Consider the following 18,878-nt stretch of genomic DNA (forward strand, 5'->3'; position numbering starts at 1 on the left):
AATTCCAGGTTAAACCTTCCAGTTAAGGGGAAGGTCAATTTCATGGCCGGACTGGGGAGATCAACCCTCCCTAAATCAGAAATGCCCCCTCCAGATAGGTGGTTAACTCAAGCTCATAGGCATTTCGTGGCATGGGTTGACCCAGGGAAATCTTGGGCTGCTGGAGTGCATGGGCTGGAACCGGATCAACCCGAGGGCGATAGAGGACTAAGGCCACATCAAAGCGACAGGGATTATTTTGTAACGTTGGATGGGCCTCTAGAAAGAGGGCGGCAGTTTGGATCAGTCGCTTTTGCTTGATCGGTGTAATGGCCAGCAGGCCATTATGATCCAGGTTGCGGTGGCGACGGGTTTTCACTTCCACAAAGGCAACGGTGCGATCGCTCCCTTGGGCGACAATATCCAGTTCTCCCCAAGGGCAATGCCAGTTTTGCGCCAAAATGATGCTATTTTGCTGGCGTAACCAATCTGTCACAAAGGTTTCACCAACGCTGCCCATGTCTCGACCCATTTCGGCCGCTCCCCAAGATGTCCTTCCCATCCTAACAGCCCTACTCCAGCGGCAAAGCCAGGCCACCCTGCCCTTCCATACCCCTGGCCATCAACAGGGACGGGGAAGTTCCCAGGTGATCCAAGACCTCTTGGGTGAGGGTTTAAGCCTAGATTTAACGGAACTACCGGGCCTAGATTATCTGGCGGCCCCATCGGGGCCCATTGCTGAGGCCCAAGACCTAGCAGCCCAAACCTTTGGCAGCGATCTCACCTGGTTTTTAGTCAATGGCTCCAGCGTGGGCATTATGGCAGCCCTTCTGGCCACGGTGGGGGAAGGGGAAACGGTTCTACTCCCCCGCAATGTCCACCAATCAGCCATCTCCGGCCTGATTCTATCGGGAGCTAACCCCGTATTTATCAATCCCGATTGGGATGCCACCTGGGGTCTTGCCTATCCCCTAGGGGCGGAACAGGTGGCCCAGGGACTTGCGGCCCATCCAGAGGCCAAGGCGGTTTTTCTCGTCAGCCCCACCTACGAAGGGTTATGTAGCCCTCTGGGGGCGATCGCCAATGTGGTCCATAGCTACGATATTCCCCTGATCGTGGATGAAGCCCATGGCAGTCATTTGGGTTTCCATCCCCAGTTACCGCCATCCGCCCTGAGTCAAGGGGCCGATGTGGTGATTCAATCCAGCCATAAAACCCTGACGGCCCTGACCCAAGCAGCCATGTTGCATCACCAAGGTTCCCGGATCCATGGCCAAGCTCTCAGCCGTTGCCTCAATCTTCTCCAAACCACCAGCCCCAGCTATCTTCTCCTTGCGTCCCTGGATGCCGCCCGACACCAAATCGCAACCCAGGGGCAACAACACTACGATCAGCTTATCGGGGCGATCGCCGATTGCTGGCAGAAACTTGATCCCTTGGGCCTGCCCCGCTTGGACAATAGATTGGGCCCCATGGATCCCACCCGCCTCACCCTGGGAACCTGGCCCCTAGGTCTAACAGGCTTTGCCTTGGACGAATGGCTCGATCAACAACAGAAAATTACCGCCGAACTCCCCTGCCTACGCTATCTAACCTTCCTATGGGGTTGGGGAACCACTGCAAAAATGCTCGAATCCTTTAGTGAGGGGATCAATGCCTTGATGCGAGCCTATCCCATTCTCCGCCATGATCCCCCTGCCGCCTTTCCCCTAAATGAATCAATGCTCCCTAGTATCAGCCAGCCCCACCTCACCCCCCGTCAAGGATTCTTTGCCCCCCAGGAGTCCTTTCCCCTTGGCGAAAGCATTGGCCGCATCAGTGCCACGAGTCTCTGTCCCTATCCGCCGGGGATCCCCCTAATTTTGCCGGGAGAAGTGATTACAGCGGGGGCGATCGCCCAAATGGAGCAAATTCTTGAGGCGGGGGGACAGATCACCGGCCTAGAGAATCATTCCCGGAAAACTGTTTCCGTCGTGATGTCCTAGTCAATACTTTTAAATATTGAGTCAATGGTTTTGAATATTTTCATGGAAAATCATAGGATACATGAAAATCAAATTTACCCTTACTTACCCTAATTAATAATGCGCGGCCGTTTTCTTTCCGTTTTGGTTCCAGGAATCCTCACCCTAGGCTTAGTAATTGGTCTACCTATGGTGGGTTTAGCCGCCCGTTCGTCCCCAGAGGCGATCGCTCCCCCTTCAGAGGGTCTGCTGTCCCAAGCCCAAGAAAATCCACCCTGGGGATTTATTGATCGCGGCGGTAAAGTTGTGATTGAGGCTCAGTTTGAAGATGCCTATTCCTTTAGTCAGGGGTTAGCTCCAATCAAGTTTCGTGGCCGCTATGGCTACATTGATCGCAATGGCAAAATGAGTATTCAGCCCCAGTACGAGGAAGCCTATGCTTTTTCGGAAGGTTTGGCTCGAATAAAATTTAATGGTCGCTATGGTTTTATTCAGCGGAACGGCCGACTACGCATCCCCGCCAAATATGAGGACGCAACCGGGTTTGTGGATGGCCTAGCGGGGGTCAAGGAAGGGGGGCGTTGGGGCTACATCAGGGACAATAGTCGCTATGTCATTGATCCCCAGTTTGAAGAGGCTCGGGAATTTGCCGAGGGCTTGGCCGCTGTCAAGATCAATGGCAAGTGGGGATTTATTGATAAACGGGGTGAGGTGGTTATTCCGGCCCGATTTGATGCCGTACAGCCCTTTAGTGATGGGGTAGCAGCGATTCAAATGACCCAGAAGTGGGGATTAATTGATCGGAATGGTCGCACCGCCGTTGCCGTGAATTATGACCGATTATCCAGTATGGCGGAGGGCCTCTCTGCGGCCCAACGGGATGGGAAATGGGGATTTATTAATAAAAGTGGCCGGGCGATGATCCCCTTCCAGTATGAGGATGCCCTGCCCTTTTCAGAAGGTTTAGCTGCCGTCAAACAGGGCGATCGCTACGGCTACATTAATAAAAATAATCAGAGGGTAATTACCCCCCGCTACGATCGGGCTTTTCACTTTATTGATGGTTTAGCCCCGGTCAAACAGAACGATCGCTTTGGCTTTATTAATTCCCGTGGTCAATTTGTGATTCCGGCCCGATTCCAAGAGGCCTACTACTTTGCCGAAGGGTTAGCCCGCATTCAACCCTAGATACAAGATTCAGCTACCCCATCCCCATCTGAAAATTTCTAAAAAAAACTGCCCCCAAGAAACGAGTGGGGACAGTCATTACCACCTAGGGCAACTTGGGGCCGCAGCCAAGAAGGCTAAATTAAACGAATCATAAAACGGCCCAAAACCAATGGAGCAGGACTATTCCTTCAGGAAACCGCTATAGGCTTCCATGCCATGCTCACTAATATCCAAGCCCTTGATTTCCTCTTCTTCGTGGACACGAATGCCCAGGGTACTCTTTAGACCCAGCCAGAAGATACTCGTCAACAGCACGGTAAAACCACCGATCGTCATAATCCCAATGATTTGAGCGATCAATTGGTTAATTCCATTGCCGGTGAGTAAACCAGCATCCATGCTGAATAGACCAACCGCCAAGGTTCCCCAGATACCACACACCAAATGAACAGAGGTGGCACCGACGGGATCGTCAATTTTAATGCGATCAAACATGAGCACTGAGTAGACGACAATCACCCCAGCGATCGCCCCAATAATCACGGCAGACAGATAGGATACGGCATTACAGCCAGCGGTAATCCCCACTAAACCGGCCAGAATTCCATTGATGATCATGGAGAGGTCAGGCTTGCCAATGACCAGCCAAGCGGTAATTGTTGCCGCAACACCACCCGCCGCCGCCGCCAAGTTGGTGGTGACCGCAATATAGGGGACGGCTTCACTAGCTGCCAACTCGGAACCTGGGTTGAAACCAAACCAACCAATCCAGAGAACCAAACAACCCAACATCGCAAAACCCATGTTGTGGCCAGGAATGGCATTAGGGGTTCCATCACTGTTGTACTTGCCAATGCGAGGCCCGAGGAAAGCGGCTCCCATGAGGGCGGCCCAGCCACCAACGGAATGGACTACAGTTGAACCGGCAAAATCAGCAAAGCCAACGTCAGCAAGGAGACCACCACCCCAACTCCAGTGGCCGGTAATGGGGTAGGAAATCCCGGTCAGGAGCAAGCTAAAAATCAGGAAGTCCACAAACTTAACCCGTTCCGCCACTGCCCCGGAAACAATCGTGGCAGCGGTACCGGCGAAGGCAGCTTGGAATAGGAAAAATACGGGAATAACCAGGCCGTCCGGAAAGGGATCCAAACCATAGGTTGCTGGATCTTCACTGCTGAGGAAGAAACCGCCCATGCCAATAAATCCACCGCCCCCTTCTGTACCAAACATGAAGGAGAAGCCAATGGCCCAAAAGGCCAAGGTGGCAAGGGCAAAAACAATCAGGTTTTTAGACAAAATGTTGACGGCATTCTTTTGGCGGCAGAAGCCGGCTTCTAACATACCGAAACCCGCATTCATGAAAATGACTAGAATTGCGGCCACCAAAATCCAGATATTATTCAGAACCCCCTGCACATCTTCGGGAGTTAAGGGTACCTCCTCCATGGCTTCTTGAGCTTGTACCGCTACCCCCCAAGCACAGAGGATGATGATTGCAAGGGGAATGCAGGCTAGTACGGCCGGCGATCGCAGGCGAAAATTAGGTAAGGAACCTAGCCCGGCCAGGGGTCGCTTTGCCTTTCTGGCTCGTTTTAATTTCAACTTAGGCATCTCTCTACGTTCTCAACGGGTGGACAAATTTCAAGACATCAAATAGACATCAATAACTTAATGGGGTGAGGAAGTATTCAGCAAGATCTAGTCCATTTTTAATAACTGTCACAGACCAGATAAAAAATAAACTGGCATGAGCAGTCCTAACGACTAACGCAGGTAGGTCGATTGACAAGGTCAAACATTTTACCCGCAGTTAACCTTCGATTGCATCAGTTCTCACAGGTGAAATTCTGTATTTTCTTATACAATTCATCAGGAGTGAAAAACAGCCTATGCTAGAGAAGGTCAGGCCTAGAACCGCAGGAGGGTTTTATCCGTGACCATAATTTTTTATTGCATTGGAGATAGTGGCGATCGCCCATGGGTATGATTTGGGAACTGGATTTCTATTCCCGTCCAATCTTGGATGAGAATCAAAAGAAGCGTTGGGAATTATTGATTTGTGATAGTGATCAAACCTTTCAATTTGCCAAAAACTGTAGTGGTGCGGAAGCCAATGCCCGTTGGCTAGAAACCGCCTTAAACGAAGCCAAAGAGCAATGGCAAAAACAATATGATTTAACGGACAATACTCGTCCTGAAAAAGTTCGCTTCTTCCGGCGGGCCATGAACAGTATTATTGTGCGGGGATGCGAAGCCGCCGGTCTAGCGGCCATTCCCAGTCGTCGTACCTTTGCCCTGACTCGCTGGCTCCAAGAACGAGTCGAGCAGGTTTACCCCTACGAACCCGGCTATGATCCTGCGTTGGCAAACCCACCCACCCTCCCGCCCCCAGCCCCTGAACCCTTACCCCCAGCCCTCAGGGGAGAGCAGTGGCAGTTAACAGCCATACCCTGGTCAGAGTTAAATTCCGCCCGTGATTGGGGTCTTCCCTTTGGGGACATTCCTTCCCTAGCTCTGTTTGATCTGGAACCGGATACCCCCATTCCCGGACTGATTATTTATTCCCAACGAGCTTTGCCTTTAGCGGGCTGGTTATCCGGCATAGAACCAGCATTCATTGACTCAATATCCACACCCCTCAACCAATTAATTTTGGAAACTGGAGCCAGCGATCGCTGGATTTTAGCTACCTTACGGCAATCTGACCTCATCAAGGAAGCAAAAGCCTTTATGGAGGGGATCAAAGACAGTCAGAATCTTCATTTTTTGGCGGTTCAACCCTCGCCAACGGTAGAAGAGCTGAGCGGTTTTTGGCTCCTCTGCCTAGATGAATTTATGTAATCCTTATTTAATACTATTGTATAATAAATAGAATCAACGACCTCAAGGGAAAAGCCGATCCCTGCTGCAAGAAGATTTGAGACGGAGGAAAATGATCCGATGGAACCTAGCCCAAACGAGATCAACTGTGATGAAGCCTGTGTAAATGGCTGTATTCTCGGTGAAAAATGTCCCCATCGTGCCTACTTAGCTGACGTATCTAAGTTTATTAACGACACCCCCATGGACAAAATTATTGCGATCGCCGAAGAAAGTGTCCAAAAACGCTTTATTCAATCCCTAGAGCGAGAACGAATGCAACTTCCCCACCAACCCGAGTAGTAAAAAAATTAATTTTTATTTGGATTATTTACAACTTACGTACAGCTAGAGTTATTTTTCTGCAAATTATCTAGCCATAGTTGCAGATCCGAAAAGCATTGGAAGTCTAGGAGAACATCCACCAAGGTTTCCAATTGCAGGACAGAGAGGTTTTCCAGCCGAAGACGCAGAGCTTCGGGTACAGTTCCTAAGCGGCGGGTCAATAGTCGCAGGATTAAGGTCAATTCTCCCTCTTGCCGTCCTCGCTGCTCTCCAATGCGCTCCCCTTCTTCCTTGATTTCTTGGTAAAAACGGGTTTTATGTAACTCTGTAGCAGTAAACCCTAGCATTTCCTCTACCTCTTCCCGACTTAGATGGGTAAATTTATACACCAAAATGGTGGTCAGTAGTTCTATTATGGCGCAGCTAATCGACTCCGGTTCCTGTTGACTGCGAGCCAAAATTTCTCTAGCAACAGTGGGGGCTTCTTTTTCCTGCAAAATGGTTAAACGCATCAAAGCAAGTCCCAAAGGCAGTTCCGGAGAATTGGTTAACTCTTCCAAGTAAATGCGATGAACGCGGGGGCTTTGAACAAAATCCTGAAAGGGGAGCCAATTACTCTGTTCAATTTTTCTAGATGGATAAATAATTACCACTCGCCAATCAGAAAAGTGGGCACGATACAAGCAGAAATACAACAACGATTCACTAAAGAGACGCTCATAAAGTTTCTCATCTTTTTGAAACTGTACTTCACAAAAATAAACGATCCCCGGTGGATCATTTTCAGGTGGTAGAAAAACTCCATCAATCCGAAAAGATGCTTCTTTGACCTCTACCGAATCAAACCGATAACCCGATACATTAGTGGGGGTTACATCCAGCAGATCAAAAAGTGTCAGAGGAAGTTGCTGAAACAGTTGATAGAAAATGGAATCTCGGCGCATTTCATCTCAATAGACATTACCTGCTGTATGGCAAGACATCATCGAATCATACATGAAGGCAGTAGGAAAATAATTTAGCGATAATTGGTAAATTGTAGATCAACTTGCCAATCTTCCGCCTTCAGACGCTGCATCACTGCCTGTAAATCATCCTTAGATTTTGCAGAAACCCGGACCGTATCACCTTGGATAGAACCTTGTACCTTCTTAAATTCAGCCCGAATGAGCTTAGTAATATCTTTGGCTAACTCACTACTAATCCCCCGCCGCAGACTGATCACCTGCTGAACTCGGTTGCCGCCAACGGATTCAATTTTACCGTAGTCAAAAATTTTCAATGAGAGTTGACGCTTGGCTGCCTTGGTCTGCAAAATTGTACACACCGCATCCAGGGTAAACTCACTATCGGTGTTCACCGTAATGGCATCTTTAGCCAACTCTAGGGTCGTTTTAGTATCTTTTAAGTCATAGCGGCTTTTAACTTCCCGCTCCGTCTGATCAAGGGCATTAACGATTTCTTGCCATTCAAAATCACTGACGACATCAAAGGAGTAAGTACTTGCCATGAATTATGCCTAATAAACTTAATTTTCGGGCAGCACTTGCCCAACCACGATTAATTGTCCCTGATCATTTACTTCCCAAACATCATAAACACCAATGACATCGCCATTTTCATCCAAATCTACATTACCACTGGCACCTTGGTAATTAATCTGCTGCCCCTCTCGCAGGAGAGCTAACCCTTTACACACATCATCCACTGGCTCCCCTGGGCCATTGGCGACCTCAAGCAACTTACTACGAATTCCTTCACCGGTATTTTCTCCGGCTGCTTCCGCCGCTAACACCAAAAGAGCCGCTGCGTCCCAGGCTTGGGGAACAAAGGCCGCTGGCGGGGCCCCTTTCTTATCTAGCCAGAGGTCAGTCAAGGCCGCAAGGGCCTCACCATCTGCCCCAGGAACGGTTCCCTTGGCACCGGCGATAATAAACCGTCCATCAGGGGTTTTACCCACCTGCTCCGGAAACGTATCGGATTTCACCCCATCTGTGAGCAAAATGGCCACATTATCGGTTAAGCCCTGTTCAAAGGCTGACTTGAGCAGCAAACTACCGGTTTCTGGGTAGAGAATGGCCACTACGGCATCCGGTTGCCCAGAAAATGCTGCCGCCGCTTCCGTATTAAACGTGGTAGCGCGATCGTCGTAGCGGGTGGGATTATTTTCATTAATCACCGTCCCCCCTAGTTCCTTAAAGGCTTTTGTAAACTCCTGTTCAAAACTACGGCCATAATCATTATTAATCACGACGGTGGAAACTCGCTCATAGCCCTGTTCACTGGCTAATTTAGCTAAAGCCACAGCCTGATAGTTATCCGCAGGGGTGGTGCGGGCCCAATAGCCATTAAAATCCCCTTTCATGGCCCGCTCGGTGAAGAGGGTGCTGGTACTTCCCGGAGAAATCAGAACGACGTTTCCACGCACCGCAACATCCACTGCCGCATTGGAAATACCACTTCCAAAGGAACCCACTACCCCGGCAACTCGGTCAATTTCCACCAGTTTGGTCATAGCTTCGGCCCCAGAGGCGGGACTGGATTGATCGTCCGCCGCAAACAGAGTAATCGGCTCACCATTCACCCCGCCACAGGCATTGACCGTTTCCACAAACACTGGCACGGTTTCAGCAATGGGAAGCCCCACGGATGCCAGATCCCCAGTCGATGGTAGCAAGGAACCCATTCGTAGGCCGGTACCAGAGGTCGTTTGATTCGGATTCACCTGACAGGCAGAGATCGCGAGAACTAGACAACTACTGCCAATTAATCCGATCCACCGTTGTCCTTGGCGAAGATAGCGAAAGGAACGATCCAATATCCCCTGATTTCCCATAGAGCCACGTTAAGTTCTGACACGCAAATTTTTACAGTTGAGGTTTATTCTAGCACCACCTGGGTTCTAGGCAAGGGACTAGGTGGGAAACGCTGGAAGAATTTTTTCTTTTCAATTTTTAGTTATCTCTTCTTAATTCTATATTTTTTATAATCTCTATATAGTAGTAGTAGGGCCTGTGGAAAATGTGGAAAAAAATCTGAAGTGCTTACTCTGAGAGATATTGAGGTCGATCCCCCCTGTGGAAAAGTTGTGGAAAAAGTAGAGGAGTTTTCCACAGGGTATTAAAATGTAAGGAAAAGGTTAAAAAGTTTTTCACAATTTTGCGGAGTTTTCCTAGGGTTTTCCACAGGTTATCCCCAGATTTTTCCACAGGCATTTTGAGGTTTTCCACAGGTTTGCGGAGGCCATTTTTTGTAAATTCGTTAAAAAAATTATTAAATTTAGTCAAAAATTATCCACTTCAGAAACTGTGCTATGGTCTTGGGCCAGTTCTGGAAAACTTGTCTATAAGATTAATTAGGGCTAGGTTGGGGATAAATTGCCGCAATTTGCCTGATTATGAAAATCTGAGTTAGCCCTATGGAAGATGAGTCAAACCTGCATCAGCGCATTGAGCAGCTAGAGAAAAGGGTTGCCCATCTTCAGCAATCTTTGAATCAATTACAAGCAGCGTTTATTCAGCAAGATATAGCTCCATCTTTAGAATTGCCTCCATCTGCGCAATCAGACCCTTCCGGGCCAGCTAGTGCTCCCAGGCAATCCCCCGGTCAACCACCGGTTCCCCCAACTGTTCGAGCGGCGCATTCAGAATATCTGGCAGAAGACCTGGAGCAAGTCCCAGTGATTGGATCGACACCGGCTCCCCCATCTCCATCCGTTGCCAGGAGTGTCTCTCCCCTTAATCCGACGGATTGGTTACAAAACTGGGAAACTTGGCTGAATCGCTTGGGGATTGGTTTGCTCCTCTTGGGCATTGGTTTTTTGTTTATGTATGCCGTGGAGCAGGGCTGGCTAACATCCTATGTTTTGGTTGTTCTGGGGCTATTAATTGGGGCTGCCTTTATGGGGTTGGGCTGGCGATTGCGTCAACAGCGTCCGGCGTTTAGTCAGATTTTTCAGGGGGGTGGGCTGGCTACGTTTTACATTACCGGGTTTGCTGCCTTTCAGTTTCTCAATGTGTTTCCCCTGGCTTTGGCTTTTCCCTTTATGGTTTTAGTGACCATAGGCGCGTTTTTCATTGCCTTAAAACAACAAAAGGCTGTTTTTTCGGTGTTGGGGGCTATTGGTGGATTAGCAACGCCTTTTTTACTCTATAGCGATGATGGTAATCCTGGCAGTTTAGCTATTTATACTCTCTTGCTTTTGGCGGGAAGTTTGGCGGTCTATTGGAAGCAACGTTGGCGATCTCTCCTATGGACGACATTTTTTTTGGGTTGGATCGTTCTTTTAATTGCCGTCTCATCGGCCATGGGTTTAGTCAATGGCAGCGGCGATCGCTGGGTAATTCAATGGGTTATGGGGTTAACCTGGCTGGGCTATGGTCTGTTGCCCCCCTTAGGTCAGTTTGGCTTTCGGCAGCGACGGCGAGACGCAAATCCTTCATCTTTACCCCAACCCTCTCCATCTCAGTTGCCCTCTAGGGTCGCTTCAGGGTGGCAGCAGGGGGAACTCATTGCCTTAGTGAATCCCTTTTTTGGGTTAGGTTGGTCAGCCCTGCTGTGGGGGTGGTCTGAATCTACGGCGGGGTGGGCCTTTCTTGCCGCTGGGTTAGTGTATTTTAGCTTGAGCTTTGCCTGGCGATCGCTACCCACGAGTTGGCGACTGTTGTACCTATTCACCGGGTTATTTTTGCTCTTGATGGCTATTTTGCTCCACCTTGGCGGCAAAAACATTGTTCTGGTTCCCTTAGCCGGTGAAGCCTTGATTTTGCATTGGCTGGGCCATCGTTATCGCTCTAGGTGGTTGACGGCGATCGCCCATCTGTTTTGGGCCGCCTTAGGGGCAACCCTATTGGGCCGTCTAATCGCATTTTCGCCAGTGAAGCCCCTCATTATTAACCCCCAGTCAGTCATTGATTTAACGGTTCTAGGGGCCGCTGTGGTCAGTGCCCGTTGGTTAGGTTCCTCTACCCGTACCGTTTACTACATCCTGGCCCATCTGTTACTCTTAGCCTGGTTTCAGCGGGAATTTAATGTCGTCGCCCCCGGTTTAGTCACGTTCCTGTGGGGCCTCTATGGCATGGGTATCCTGGTCGTTGGTCTCCGCTGGGATAAACAAACCGCCCGTATTGTTGCCCTACTCACATTGATTGTGACGATTGTGCGACTATTTATCATTGACCTCATTGACTTGGAACCGATTTGGCGGGTGCTACTATTTATGGGCTTTGGTGTGTTGTTCCTAGGGGTCAGTTACTATTTCCGGGCTTTGTGGCGACCAACCCCATCTGCCCTATCCTCTACAATGCAAGAAAACCGTCCCCCATCTTCTGAAGATACCTCCCCTTAATCTACCTCAATGAATCTATGACTGTGACAATTGCAGATCTGCGGCGTGATTATCGCTTGCAACGCCTTTTGGAAACTGATGTAGACTCCCACCCCTTGGGACAGTTTCAAGCTTGGTTTGCCGACGCGGTGCGCTCCCAACTGCCTGAACCCAATGCCATGACCCTGGCGACCCTCGGCTTAGATGGAATGCCCGCTGCGCGGATGGTACTCCTTAAAGATGTTGATGAACAGGGATTTGTATTCTTTACGAATTACCGGAGTCGTAAGGGGTTAGAACTGGCCCAAAACCCCTTGGCTGCCCTAGTCTTTTGGTGGGCAGAACTGGAGCGGCAGGTACGCATTGAAGGGCATGTGACTCCCATTAGTCCCTCCCAATCCGATCGCTATTTTCAGACCCGTCCCCTCGGTAGCCAGTGGGGAGCTTGGGCCTCGGATCAAAGTCAAGTTTTGGACAGTTATCAACACCTTGAGGAAAAACTTGAAGTCGTCAAAGCCACCTATGGAGAAGCCAATGTGCCTCGGCCCAAACACTGGGGAGGGTATCGCCTAGAGCCACGACTGGTTGAATTTTGGCAGGGCCGAACCAATCGTCTGCATGATCGCCTCTGTTATACCAAGGCAGATGAGACGTGGCAGATTCAGCGATTATTTCCCTAAAAGCCCGTGACGAGGATTGAACTCGTGGCCTCACCCTTACCAAGGGTGTGCTCTACCACTGAGCTACACGGGCAACGAAGACCAGTATATAATTGTACAGCAAGCTAGAGCAAGATTAATCAAGATTTATGCTGACTTTTTCAGATGCGGTTCTTGATGCGTCAAGCCTACAAACCTAACCAATCTCGCAAGGATTGTTCAAGCCGGTCAGTATCAACCTTAGCCAGTTGACCGATCATTTTGATGACCAAACGTTCATGCAGGGTGTACACACCCCTCTTGACTGCGGTTGCTACGTTTAGCCCTGCTGCTGCCCACTCAGATAATACAAACTCTCCTGCCAGTAGTGAACTCGTTTTGCTTGTTAACGGAGTAATGAGAATGTCTTGAGATGGGTGTGATGTACTGACCACAACAGCAGGTCTTACCTTTGAACTGGACAAGTCTGTGAAGGGATAGCGTATCAAGATTACATCATGTTTGAAGAAGCTGGGCATATACATCATCCTCAGCATTATTCCAAACTGTATCTAGGGATGCTTGGCTTGCCTCTAGCCAAAAATAATTTTCATCATCGGGTAAGACTGTTACCAGTACCCTTGCCCCTTCTACTAGTTCCGCGGACTCTAATAGCTCAATTTTTCCTTGACGAACTGTAGCCAAAAGCGTTCTTAGCATATCTATTGAATGAGACTATGCCTTGATTTTATGCCGTAGTTGGTAGTTTAGCTACCGTCTCTTTTCCCAAGGGTGTACTCTACATTGATCTGCATGGTCAATGTAGACCAGGGTATAATTACACAACAAGCCAGAGCAAGATTAATGCTGACTTTTTCAGATGCGGTTCTTAATGCGTCAGAGCGGTACACCCGCTGGGGATTTCTAGGATTAACGCTTACTCCAGTGGTTGGGGCAGTCGTTCTCAATCATGGGTATGATCCCGGGGTTAGTTTCTGTCCCATGCTGAATTTAACGGGGATTCCCTGCCCTGGCTGTGGTATGACCCGATCCTTTATGGCAATGGTGAGGGGGGAGGTAGACCAGGCGATCTCCTTTCACCTATTTGGCCCAGCGTTATTAACCACATTTTTGGGTTTAGCGATCTTTTTGGCGATCGAACTCTATCAAGGTAAGAAAATAGCCCGCACCCCGTTTCATTTTCTGACTAAATTTAGGGTATGGGTGTACATTTTTGCCATATATTTTGTTTACTATGGTATTCGCCTGTTTAGTTTATTTCGCACAGGTGAATTTTACATTAACCCTTTTATTCTGAGCTAGCTAATGACAACGAAAGCCAAAAAACTGATGATCCCTAGCATTATTTTTATCTGGACGTTATCTAGCCTCACAATTCTTAATCAGTGGGATTTGAATTTTCTCTATCGATACTACACATGGGTTTTTACAGCCCAGGTGGCATTCTTAATCTTTTTTGTGCCTCAAATTCTCAAGACACTTCATCAGACTAAAAAAATCCCAAATCCCATAAAGTTTTTTGAAAAAGAGGACTAAATTGGTATTTTTAAATTTTATTCGCCTATAATCTCTCTTGAGTACGTCACTCTTGGGGATTGAAGCAATGGCCATGAACTCTGATATTTCCGGAAAGAAGATTGCTGCTGGAATTTGTGGCATTCTCTTAGGTGCATTAGGGATTCATAAGTTTGTTTTGGGCTATACCACTGAGGGGTTGGTGATGCTTTTAGTCACTATCCTGACCTGTGGCTTTGGTGGGGCTGTCATGGGCGTGATTGGACTGATTGAAGGAATTATCTATCTAACCAAGAGTGATGAAGACTTTTACAGCTTATATATGCAAGGTAAAAAAGGCTGGTTTTAGGATGAAATTGGGGTACAATCATAAAGTTTTTATGTCGATATCTAAGATTCCCTAAGGTAATGTGCTTCTATTGATTGAAGGGATTGCCTCAATGAAACCCCCAGATTTTATGTTGATTTTACGAGATTCTCTGACATGACATCTTCACCCAATCAAAATGTACCCAATTACCTTGTTCCTGCAATCTTGACGACGATTTGTTGTTGTGTGCCCTTCGGCATCGTTGCCATCGTCTATGCCTCTCAAGTTAATGGTAAACTTGCAGCGGGTGATTATTCGGGGGCATTGGAAGCATCGAGTAAGGCAAAACTGTGGTGCTGGCTTTCCTTTGGGACTGGGTTAGTTGTCAGTCTTGTCGTTATTCTTATTCAAGTCCTAGCAGTCGTTGGTACAGGTGGCTTTGACTAAATTGTTATCGTTTCATCCCTTGAACTGATCTGTATCATTGGGAATAATGAAAAATTTTGCATCCTATATATGTAAGGTATAAAGCCTGGTTTTAGGATGAACTTGGGGTAAAGCATAAAGTTAGTTGCTCTGCCGATCTTTAAGGCAATGTCCTGCTATCTTCAAGATTTTTAAATCGATCTGCTTTTTAAGTTTCTCTTTTTAAGTTTTTGAATGCAAAAGGTCTCTGCACAAGCCGTAATATCTGAGTCGATCATTCCGGGGAAAAATACCGAGATGTCATCGGAAAAGCAAATCCTATCCTCTGAATCGGAATCATCCTGGACGATTGAGGACAGCGAAAATCTCTATCGCATTGAAGGTTGGGGTGACCCCTACTTTGGTATTAATGCGGCTGGCCACGTCACTGTTTCTCCCCGAGGCGATCGCGGTGGTTCCTTAGATTTGTTGGAACTGGTGCAGGCCCTAAGACAACGCAATATTGGTTTACCCCTCCTGCTCCGGTTTTCTGACATTTTAGAAGATCGCATTGAACGTCTCAATGCCTGTTTTGCCAAGGCGATCGCCCGCTATGGTTATAACGGCACCTATCGGGGAGTGTTTCCCGTTAAATGTAATCAACAACGCCATTTAATTGCGGATTTAATTCAATTTGGCCAACCCCACCAGTTTGGTTTGGAAGCAGGCTCTAAGCCAGAACTTTTAATTGCCCTGGCCATGCTTACTACCCCAAGTTCAACTACCCTCCCCGGGCCGCTATTGATCTGTAATGGGTATAAAGATCGAGGTTATATTGAAACCGCCATTTTAGCCCGACGGTTGGGCCACACCCCGATTATTGTCCTAGAGCAACCGGAAGAAGTCTCCCTGGTGATTCAAGCCAGTCAGACCCTCGGAGTTTCGCCAATTTTGGGGATACGGGCCAAACTGAGTGCCCAGGGGGTGGGTCGGTGGGGAACCTCCGCTGGCGATCGCGCCAAGTTTGGTCTGACCATTCCCGAGATTTTGGCAGCGGTGGCCCAACTACGCCAAGCGGGGATGCTAGATGCCTTACAACTGTTGCATTTTCACATTGGCTCCCAAATTTCTGCCATTAGCGTGATCAAGGATGCCCTGCGGGAAGCGGGTCAAATATATGGGGAACTGGTGCGCCTAGGGGCTAATATGGCTTATCTGGATGTGGGTGGTGGGTTGGGAGTAGACTACGATGGCTCTAAAACCAATTTCCATGCCTCCAAAAATTACAGTATGCAGAACTATGCCAGTGATGTGGTGGCAGAAATCAAGGAGGCCTGTGCTGAGCGGAATATTCCCGTCCCCACCTTAATTAGTGAAAGTGGCCGGGCGATCGCCTCCCATCAATCAGTATTGATCTTTGATGTGTTAGGAACCAGTAATGTACCAACAAGGATACCCGAAGCTGCCGAGAGCCAAGAGCATTTAATTATTCGCAATCTCTACGAAACCTACCAAGGAATTGATGTTCATAACTATCAAGAAGCCTATAACGATGCCCTCCAGTTCAAAAACGAAGCCATTAGTTTATTTAACTTTGGTTATTTAGGTTTACAGGAACGGGGTCGGGCTGAATCTCTATTTTGGGCCTGCTGTGCCAAAATTCTGGCGATCGCCCGCCAACAGGACTATGTGCCCGATGATCTGGAAGACCTAGAAAAGATCATGGCCTCAATTTACTACATTAACCTTTCAGTTTTTCAATCTGTCCCCGATAGCTGGGCCATTGATCAACTCTTTCCGATCATGCCCATTCATCGCCTGGATCAAGAACCCACAGAACGGGGCATCTTAGCGGATCTCACCTGTGATAGTGATGGCAAAATTGATCAGTTCATTGATCTGCGAGATGTGAAATCCGTTTTGGAACTCCACGCATTAGAAGCGGGGCAACCCTACTACTTAGGCCTCTTTCTGAATGGGGCCTATCAGGAGATTATGGGAAACTTGCATAATCTTTTTGGAGATACCAATGCGGTACATATTCGCCTCACCCCCAAGGGCTACCAAATTGAGCATTTAGTCCGGGGCGATACCATGCAAGAGGTCTTGAGCTATGTCCAGTACGAAGCCACCAGCCTCCTGGAAAATATTCGTCGCCGCACTGAACAGGCCCTTGCCGAGCAGCAAATTACCCTAGAGGAAGCCCAGCATTTTCTGGAAAATTATGAGCGGAGCCTTCGCAGTTACACGTACTTGGTTAATCCGGCTTAGTCATTTTGGCTGGTCAACACCCCTAAGGGTAATTATTTAATCTATAGTTTGCTTCCGTGAGGGTATCAAGTAACTGTTCCACAAGGAAGATATCCTTAATCCCCGGCGATCGCTCCACACCACTGGATACATCAACTCCCTGGGGGTTGGCCATGGTTAGGGCCTGATGAATATTTTCCGGCTTCAATCCTCCCGCTAACCACCAGGGACAGGCGGGCTGAAAGGTTTGTAACAACGACCAATCCAACACTTGTCCCGTCCCCCCCCACTGCTGCGGATGGTAGGCATCTAAAAGGAGAATATCAACGGTTTGATCATAGGTTTTAGCACGCTCTAGGGCTTGGGCATCCCTGACTTGAATGGCCTTAATCAATACCTGTTCCGGCAAAGCATGGCGGAGGGCCTGGCAAAATTCTACGGACTCATTCCCGTGGAGTTGCAGTCCCTTGAGGCCAGTATGGTGGGCAATATCATAAATTTCATCTAGGGAGTGATTTACAAATACCCCCACAGTCAGGAGGGAGTTGGGTAACGCCTGAAGAATTTTGGCGATCGCCCCCGGATCAATGTAGCGGGGGGATCGATCCAGGCAAATAAATCCTAGGGCCGTCACTCCCCTAGCAGCGATCGCTTGGGCCTGCTCCAGGGACGTGAGGCCACAGATTTTAACTTGTATATTCTTAAACATATGTAAAGTATTGAAACATTTTCTCAATGGATTTCCAGGCGATCCCTATAATTTTTGCAGCATCGGTTCTAATAATTTTGGGTTAGAGCATAATGCGCCACCATGACTTAACGTAATTTTTAAGGAGGATTTTTAATCATGTTATTAGCCACATTGCCCGATACCAGTTGGTCTCCTAGTGTGGGACTCGTGGTGATTGTCTGCAATTTATTTGCCATCGTCATTGGTCGCTATACGATTCAAGGTCGCGGGAAAGGGCCCGGTCTACCGGTTTCGTTGCCTGCCATGTTTGAAGGATTTGGCCTCCCGGAACTGTTGGCAACCACCAGTTTTGGCCATGTGTTGGCCGCTGGTGTCGTCAGTGGTTTACAGTATTCCGGTACCCTCTAGGGGGGGAATCCGCTCCGCAAACTGACGGGAGATAAAGGGCAACACGGCCCCATTGGTACTGGCCGGTTTACTGTCTAAAAAGACAACAAGGGTATAGGGACAACGATCAGGCAGTTCAATATAGGCTGCATCATGGCGTACCCAACTTGTGAGACCGGCCTTCGACCACACCTTTGCTGAATCCGGCACCCCTTCCCCCAAAAATCCCTGGACTTGATTTTCCGGATCCGCCTCCAAATCCGCCTTAACTAGACTGCGGCTCATTAAACCCAGCATCTCCTGGGATGCCTGGGCAGAGACGGCCACACCACCGACAATACTGTGGATTAGGCGGGCAGTGGCATTGGTGGAAAGGCGATTTCGATTATGGCGATCGCTGCCGACAAACTGCTCTTCCCGGCCGTAGGGGCCATCACACCAGGTTTTCTGATTGACATTAATGCCATCAAGTTCGGGCCACCCCAGGGATTGAAAATAACGATTCACAATATTGCGCTGATACTGCCAGGTTTGAAACGGGCCCGAGGCCAGGGCTGGGCCACTTGTCGTACCACTCAACATATCCATCACCAGGCCCGTGGCATCATTACTGGAGTCCACAATCATATCCCGGACGGCCCGCTCCAACTCTGGATCCGCACCCAGCATATTTCCCTGAAGCCATTCATGGTAGGCCACCAAATAAAAAAGTTTAACCACACTGGCCGGGTAAATTTGGGCCGACCCGCGATAGCTAAATCCCTGCACCGGGTATTGCCAAAACTCCTCTGCCGTCAGAGAACCACCGGTATTCACGGAGATGGGTGGGGCATAGAGTAGCCAGGTTAGGGCGATCTCCTGCCGATCCAACCAGGGAAATTCCTGCCAAGTCGCCTCTAAAACCTGCTCTGCCAAAACCGATAGGGCTGGATTCGCCTGAAAAAAATCCATGAATGACTCCAAAACAGTTATTTTTTCATCCTAGGGGGCGATCGCAACCGAAAAAATAAAAATTGAGTTGCTTAATCCCTAGGGGTGACATAATAATTGGAATTATCTCCTGTTCATCTCCATGAAC

The 18,878-nt window shown here is 48.5% G+C and carries 20 protein-coding genes and 1 tRNA gene; 11 read left to right on the top strand and 10 right to left on the bottom strand.

From position 1 onward, the window contains the following. Nucleotides 1–70: 70 nt before the first annotated feature. Nucleotides 71–499, bottom strand: a complete 429-nt coding sequence (locus tag L3556_RS04970) for a YraN family protein (protein ID WP_277866204.1) — start codon at nucleotides 497–499, stop codon at nucleotides 71–73. On the opposite strand from L3556_RS04970, the gene L3556_RS04975 reads away from it, so the two are divergent. Together L3556_RS04975 and L3556_RS04980 are read left to right on the top strand one after the other, a co-directional pair. Beyond that, a complete protein-coding gene (locus tag L3556_RS04975) occupies nucleotides 498–1,964 on the top strand; it encodes an aminotransferase class I/II-fold pyridoxal phosphate-dependent enzyme (protein WP_277866205.1) in 1,467 nt (488 codons plus the stop codon). The genes L3556_RS04970 and L3556_RS04975 overlap by 2 nt on opposite strands. A gap of 99 nt (nucleotides 1,965–2,063) precedes the next feature. Next, entirely contained in the window at nucleotides 2,064–3,131 is a 1,068-nt protein-coding gene (locus L3556_RS04980) for a WG repeat-containing protein (RefSeq protein WP_277866206.1), read from the top strand. 162 nt (nucleotides 3,132–3,293) lie between these two features. Here L3556_RS04980 and L3556_RS04985 read toward each other — a convergent pair whose 3' ends face one another. Then, nucleotides 3,294–4,724, bottom strand: a complete 1,431-nt coding sequence (locus tag L3556_RS04985) for an ammonium transporter (protein WP_277866207.1) — start codon at nucleotides 4,722–4,724, stop codon at nucleotides 3,294–3,296. 366 nt (nucleotides 4,725–5,090) lie between these two features. Between L3556_RS04985 and L3556_RS04990 the strand changes: the two genes are divergently transcribed. Both L3556_RS04990 and L3556_RS04995 read left to right on the top strand, forming a co-directional pair. Next, on the top strand, nucleotides 5,091–5,954 hold the full coding sequence (locus L3556_RS04990; protein WP_277866208.1) for a Tab2/Atab2 family RNA-binding protein: 864 nt from the start codon (nucleotides 5,091–5,093) through the stop codon (nucleotides 5,952–5,954). A 99-nt stretch (nucleotides 5,955–6,053) separates the two neighbouring features. Next, on the top strand, nucleotides 6,054–6,275 hold the full coding sequence (locus L3556_RS04995; RefSeq protein ID WP_277866209.1) for a hypothetical protein: 222 nt from the start codon (nucleotides 6,054–6,056) through the stop codon (nucleotides 6,273–6,275). Between the two features lie 35 nt (nucleotides 6,276–6,310). Here L3556_RS04995 and L3556_RS05000 read toward each other — a convergent pair whose 3' ends face one another. The 3 genes from L3556_RS05000 to L3556_RS05010 all read right to left on the bottom strand — a co-directional run bounded on the left by L3556_RS05000 (nucleotide 6,311) and on the right by L3556_RS05010 (nucleotide 9,075). Beyond that, nucleotides 6,311–7,201 (bottom strand): Rpn family recombination-promoting nuclease/putative transposase, encoded by an 891-nt coding sequence (locus L3556_RS05000; protein ID WP_277866210.1) that lies wholly within the window; start codon nucleotides 7,199–7,201, stop codon nucleotides 6,311–6,313. A gap of 74 nt (nucleotides 7,202–7,275) precedes the next feature. After that, entirely contained in the window at nucleotides 7,276–7,767 is a 492-nt protein-coding gene (locus L3556_RS05005) for a YajQ family cyclic di-GMP-binding protein (RefSeq protein ID WP_277866211.1), read from the bottom strand. Nucleotides 7,768–7,785: 18 nt separating this feature from the next. After that, entirely contained in the window at nucleotides 7,786–9,075 is a 1,290-nt protein-coding gene (locus tag L3556_RS05010) for an ABC transporter substrate-binding protein (RefSeq protein ID WP_277866212.1), read from the bottom strand. Between the two features lie 600 nt (nucleotides 9,076–9,675). Here L3556_RS05010 and L3556_RS05015 point away from each other — a divergent pair. Continuing rightward, nucleotides 9,676–11,604, top strand: coding sequence for a DUF2339 domain-containing protein (locus tag L3556_RS05015; protein WP_277866213.1), 1,929 nt, complete (start codon nucleotides 9,676–9,678; stop codon nucleotides 11,602–11,604). A 17-nt stretch (nucleotides 11,605–11,621) separates the two neighbouring features. Continuing rightward, nucleotides 11,622–12,263 (top strand): pyridoxamine 5'-phosphate oxidase, encoded by a 642-nt coding sequence (gene pdxH, locus L3556_RS05020; protein WP_277866214.1) that lies wholly within the window; start codon nucleotides 11,622–11,624, stop codon nucleotides 12,261–12,263. 1 nt (nucleotide 12,264) lies between these two features. On the opposite strand, the gene L3556_RS05025 is transcribed toward pdxH, so the two are convergent. The 3 genes from L3556_RS05025 to L3556_RS05035 form a co-directional block, all read right to left on the bottom strand. Then, nucleotides 12,265–12,336 (bottom strand) — tRNA-Thr (locus L3556_RS05025). Nucleotides 12,337–12,430: 94 nt separating this feature from the next. Continuing rightward, a complete protein-coding gene (locus L3556_RS05030; RefSeq protein WP_338405709.1) occupies nucleotides 12,431–12,778 on the bottom strand; it encodes a type II toxin-antitoxin system PemK/MazF family toxin in 348 nt (115 codons plus the stop codon). Next, nucleotides 12,738–12,926: a hypothetical protein gene (locus L3556_RS05035; RefSeq protein ID WP_277866216.1), complete on the bottom strand. Its 189-nt coding sequence runs from the start codon at nucleotides 12,924–12,926 to the stop codon at nucleotides 12,738–12,740. The genes L3556_RS05030 and L3556_RS05035 overlap by 41 nt, the downstream gene beginning before the upstream one ends. A gap of 159 nt (nucleotides 12,927–13,085) precedes the next feature. Between L3556_RS05035 and L3556_RS05040 the strand changes: the two genes are divergently transcribed. The 4 genes from L3556_RS05040 (at nucleotide 13,086) to speA (ending at nucleotide 16,743) form a co-directional block, all read left to right on the top strand. After that, the gene (locus L3556_RS05040; RefSeq protein ID WP_277866217.1) at nucleotides 13,086–13,544 is read left to right on the top strand and encodes a DUF2752 domain-containing protein; all 459 of its coding nucleotides are present in this window, start codon (nucleotides 13,086–13,088) and stop codon (nucleotides 13,542–13,544) included. A gap of 307 nt (nucleotides 13,545–13,851) precedes the next feature. Next, nucleotides 13,852–14,106, top strand: coding sequence for a TM2 domain-containing protein (locus L3556_RS05045; protein ID WP_277866218.1), 255 nt, complete (start codon nucleotides 13,852–13,854; stop codon nucleotides 14,104–14,106). 135 nt (nucleotides 14,107–14,241) lie between these two features. Continuing rightward, nucleotides 14,242–14,514 carry a CD225/dispanin family protein gene (locus L3556_RS05050; protein WP_277866219.1) on the top strand — a complete coding sequence of 91 codons (273 nt, stop codon included), beginning with the start codon at nucleotides 14,242–14,244 and terminating at the stop codon, nucleotides 14,512–14,514. A gap of 276 nt (nucleotides 14,515–14,790) precedes the next feature. Further along, entirely contained in the window at nucleotides 14,791–16,743 is a 1,953-nt protein-coding gene (gene speA, locus L3556_RS05055; RefSeq protein WP_277866220.1) for a biosynthetic arginine decarboxylase, read from the top strand. A 22-nt stretch (nucleotides 16,744–16,765) separates the two neighbouring features. Here speA and L3556_RS05060 read toward each other — a convergent pair whose 3' ends face one another. Continuing rightward, nucleotides 16,766–17,431 (bottom strand): phosphoribosylanthranilate isomerase, encoded by a 666-nt coding sequence (locus L3556_RS05060; RefSeq protein WP_277866221.1) that lies wholly within the window; start codon nucleotides 17,429–17,431, stop codon nucleotides 16,766–16,768. Between the two features lie 138 nt (nucleotides 17,432–17,569). Between L3556_RS05060 and psaK the strand changes: the two genes are divergently transcribed. Further along, a complete protein-coding gene (psaK, locus tag L3556_RS05065) occupies nucleotides 17,570–17,821 on the top strand; it encodes a photosystem I reaction center subunit PsaK (RefSeq protein WP_277866222.1) in 252 nt (83 codons plus the stop codon). Here psaK and L3556_RS05070 read toward each other — a convergent pair. Beyond that, a complete protein-coding gene (locus L3556_RS05070) occupies nucleotides 17,798–18,751 on the bottom strand; it encodes a serine hydrolase (RefSeq protein ID WP_277866223.1) in 954 nt (317 codons plus the stop codon). The genes psaK and L3556_RS05070 overlap by 24 nt on opposite strands. Nucleotides 18,752–18,878: the final 127 nt, after the last annotated feature.

Origin of the sequence: Candidatus Synechococcus calcipolaris G9 (genome assembly GCF_029582805.1) — a bacterium.
Lineage (GTDB): Bacteria > Cyanobacteriota > Cyanobacteriia > Thermosynechococcales > Thermosynechococcaceae > Synechococcus_F > Synechococcus_F calcipolaris.

Coding starts and splice junctions, on each gene's coding strand:
- L3556_RS05070 (WP_277866223.1), bottom strand. CDS start 18,751: ATGGATTTTTTTCAGGCGAATCCAGCCCTATCGGTTTTGGCAGAGCAG.
- L3556_RS04990 (WP_277866208.1), top strand. CDS start 5,091: ATGGGTATGATTTGGGAACTGGATTTCTATTCCCGTCCAATCTTGGAT.
- psaK (WP_277866222.1), top strand. CDS start 17,570: ATGTTATTAGCCACATTGCCCGATACCAGTTGGTCTCCTAGTGTGGGA.
- L3556_RS05050 (WP_277866219.1), top strand. CDS start 14,242: ATGACATCTTCACCCAATCAAAATGTACCCAATTACCTTGTTCCTGCA.
- speA (WP_277866220.1), top strand. CDS start 14,791: ATGTCATCGGAAAAGCAAATCCTATCCTCTGAATCGGAATCATCCTGG.
- L3556_RS05040 (WP_277866217.1), top strand. CDS start 13,086: ATGCTGACTTTTTCAGATGCGGTTCTTAATGCGTCAGAGCGGTACACC.
- L3556_RS04975 (WP_277866205.1), top strand. CDS start 498: ATGTCTCGACCCATTTCGGCCGCTCCCCAAGATGTCCTTCCCATCCTA.
- L3556_RS04985 (WP_277866207.1), bottom strand. CDS start 4,724: ATGCCTAAGTTGAAATTAAAACGAGCCAGAAAGGCAAAGCGACCCCTG.
- L3556_RS05000 (WP_277866210.1), bottom strand. CDS start 7,201: ATGCGCCGAGATTCCATTTTCTATCAACTGTTTCAGCAACTTCCTCTG.
- L3556_RS04995 (WP_277866209.1), top strand. CDS start 6,054: ATGGAACCTAGCCCAAACGAGATCAACTGTGATGAAGCCTGTGTAAAT.
- L3556_RS05005 (WP_277866211.1), bottom strand. CDS start 7,767: ATGGCAAGTACTTACTCCTTTGATGTCGTCAGTGATTTTGAATGGCAA.
- L3556_RS05045 (WP_277866218.1), top strand. CDS start 13,852: ATGAACTCTGATATTTCCGGAAAGAAGATTGCTGCTGGAATTTGTGGC.
- L3556_RS05060 (WP_277866221.1), bottom strand. CDS start 17,431: ATGTTTAAGAATATACAAGTTAAAATCTGTGGCCTCACGTCCCTGGAG.
- pdxH (WP_277866214.1), top strand. CDS start 11,622: ATGACTGTGACAATTGCAGATCTGCGGCGTGATTATCGCTTGCAACGC.
- L3556_RS04970 (WP_277866204.1), bottom strand. CDS start 499: ATGGGCAGCGTTGGTGAAACCTTTGTGACAGATTGGTTACGCCAGCAA.
- L3556_RS05015 (WP_277866213.1), top strand. CDS start 9,676: ATGGAAGATGAGTCAAACCTGCATCAGCGCATTGAGCAGCTAGAGAAA.
- L3556_RS04980 (WP_277866206.1), top strand. CDS start 2,064: ATGCGCGGCCGTTTTCTTTCCGTTTTGGTTCCAGGAATCCTCACCCTA.
- L3556_RS05030 (WP_338405709.1), bottom strand. CDS start 12,778: ATGCTGAGGATGATGTATATGCCCAGCTTCTTCAAACATGATGTAATC.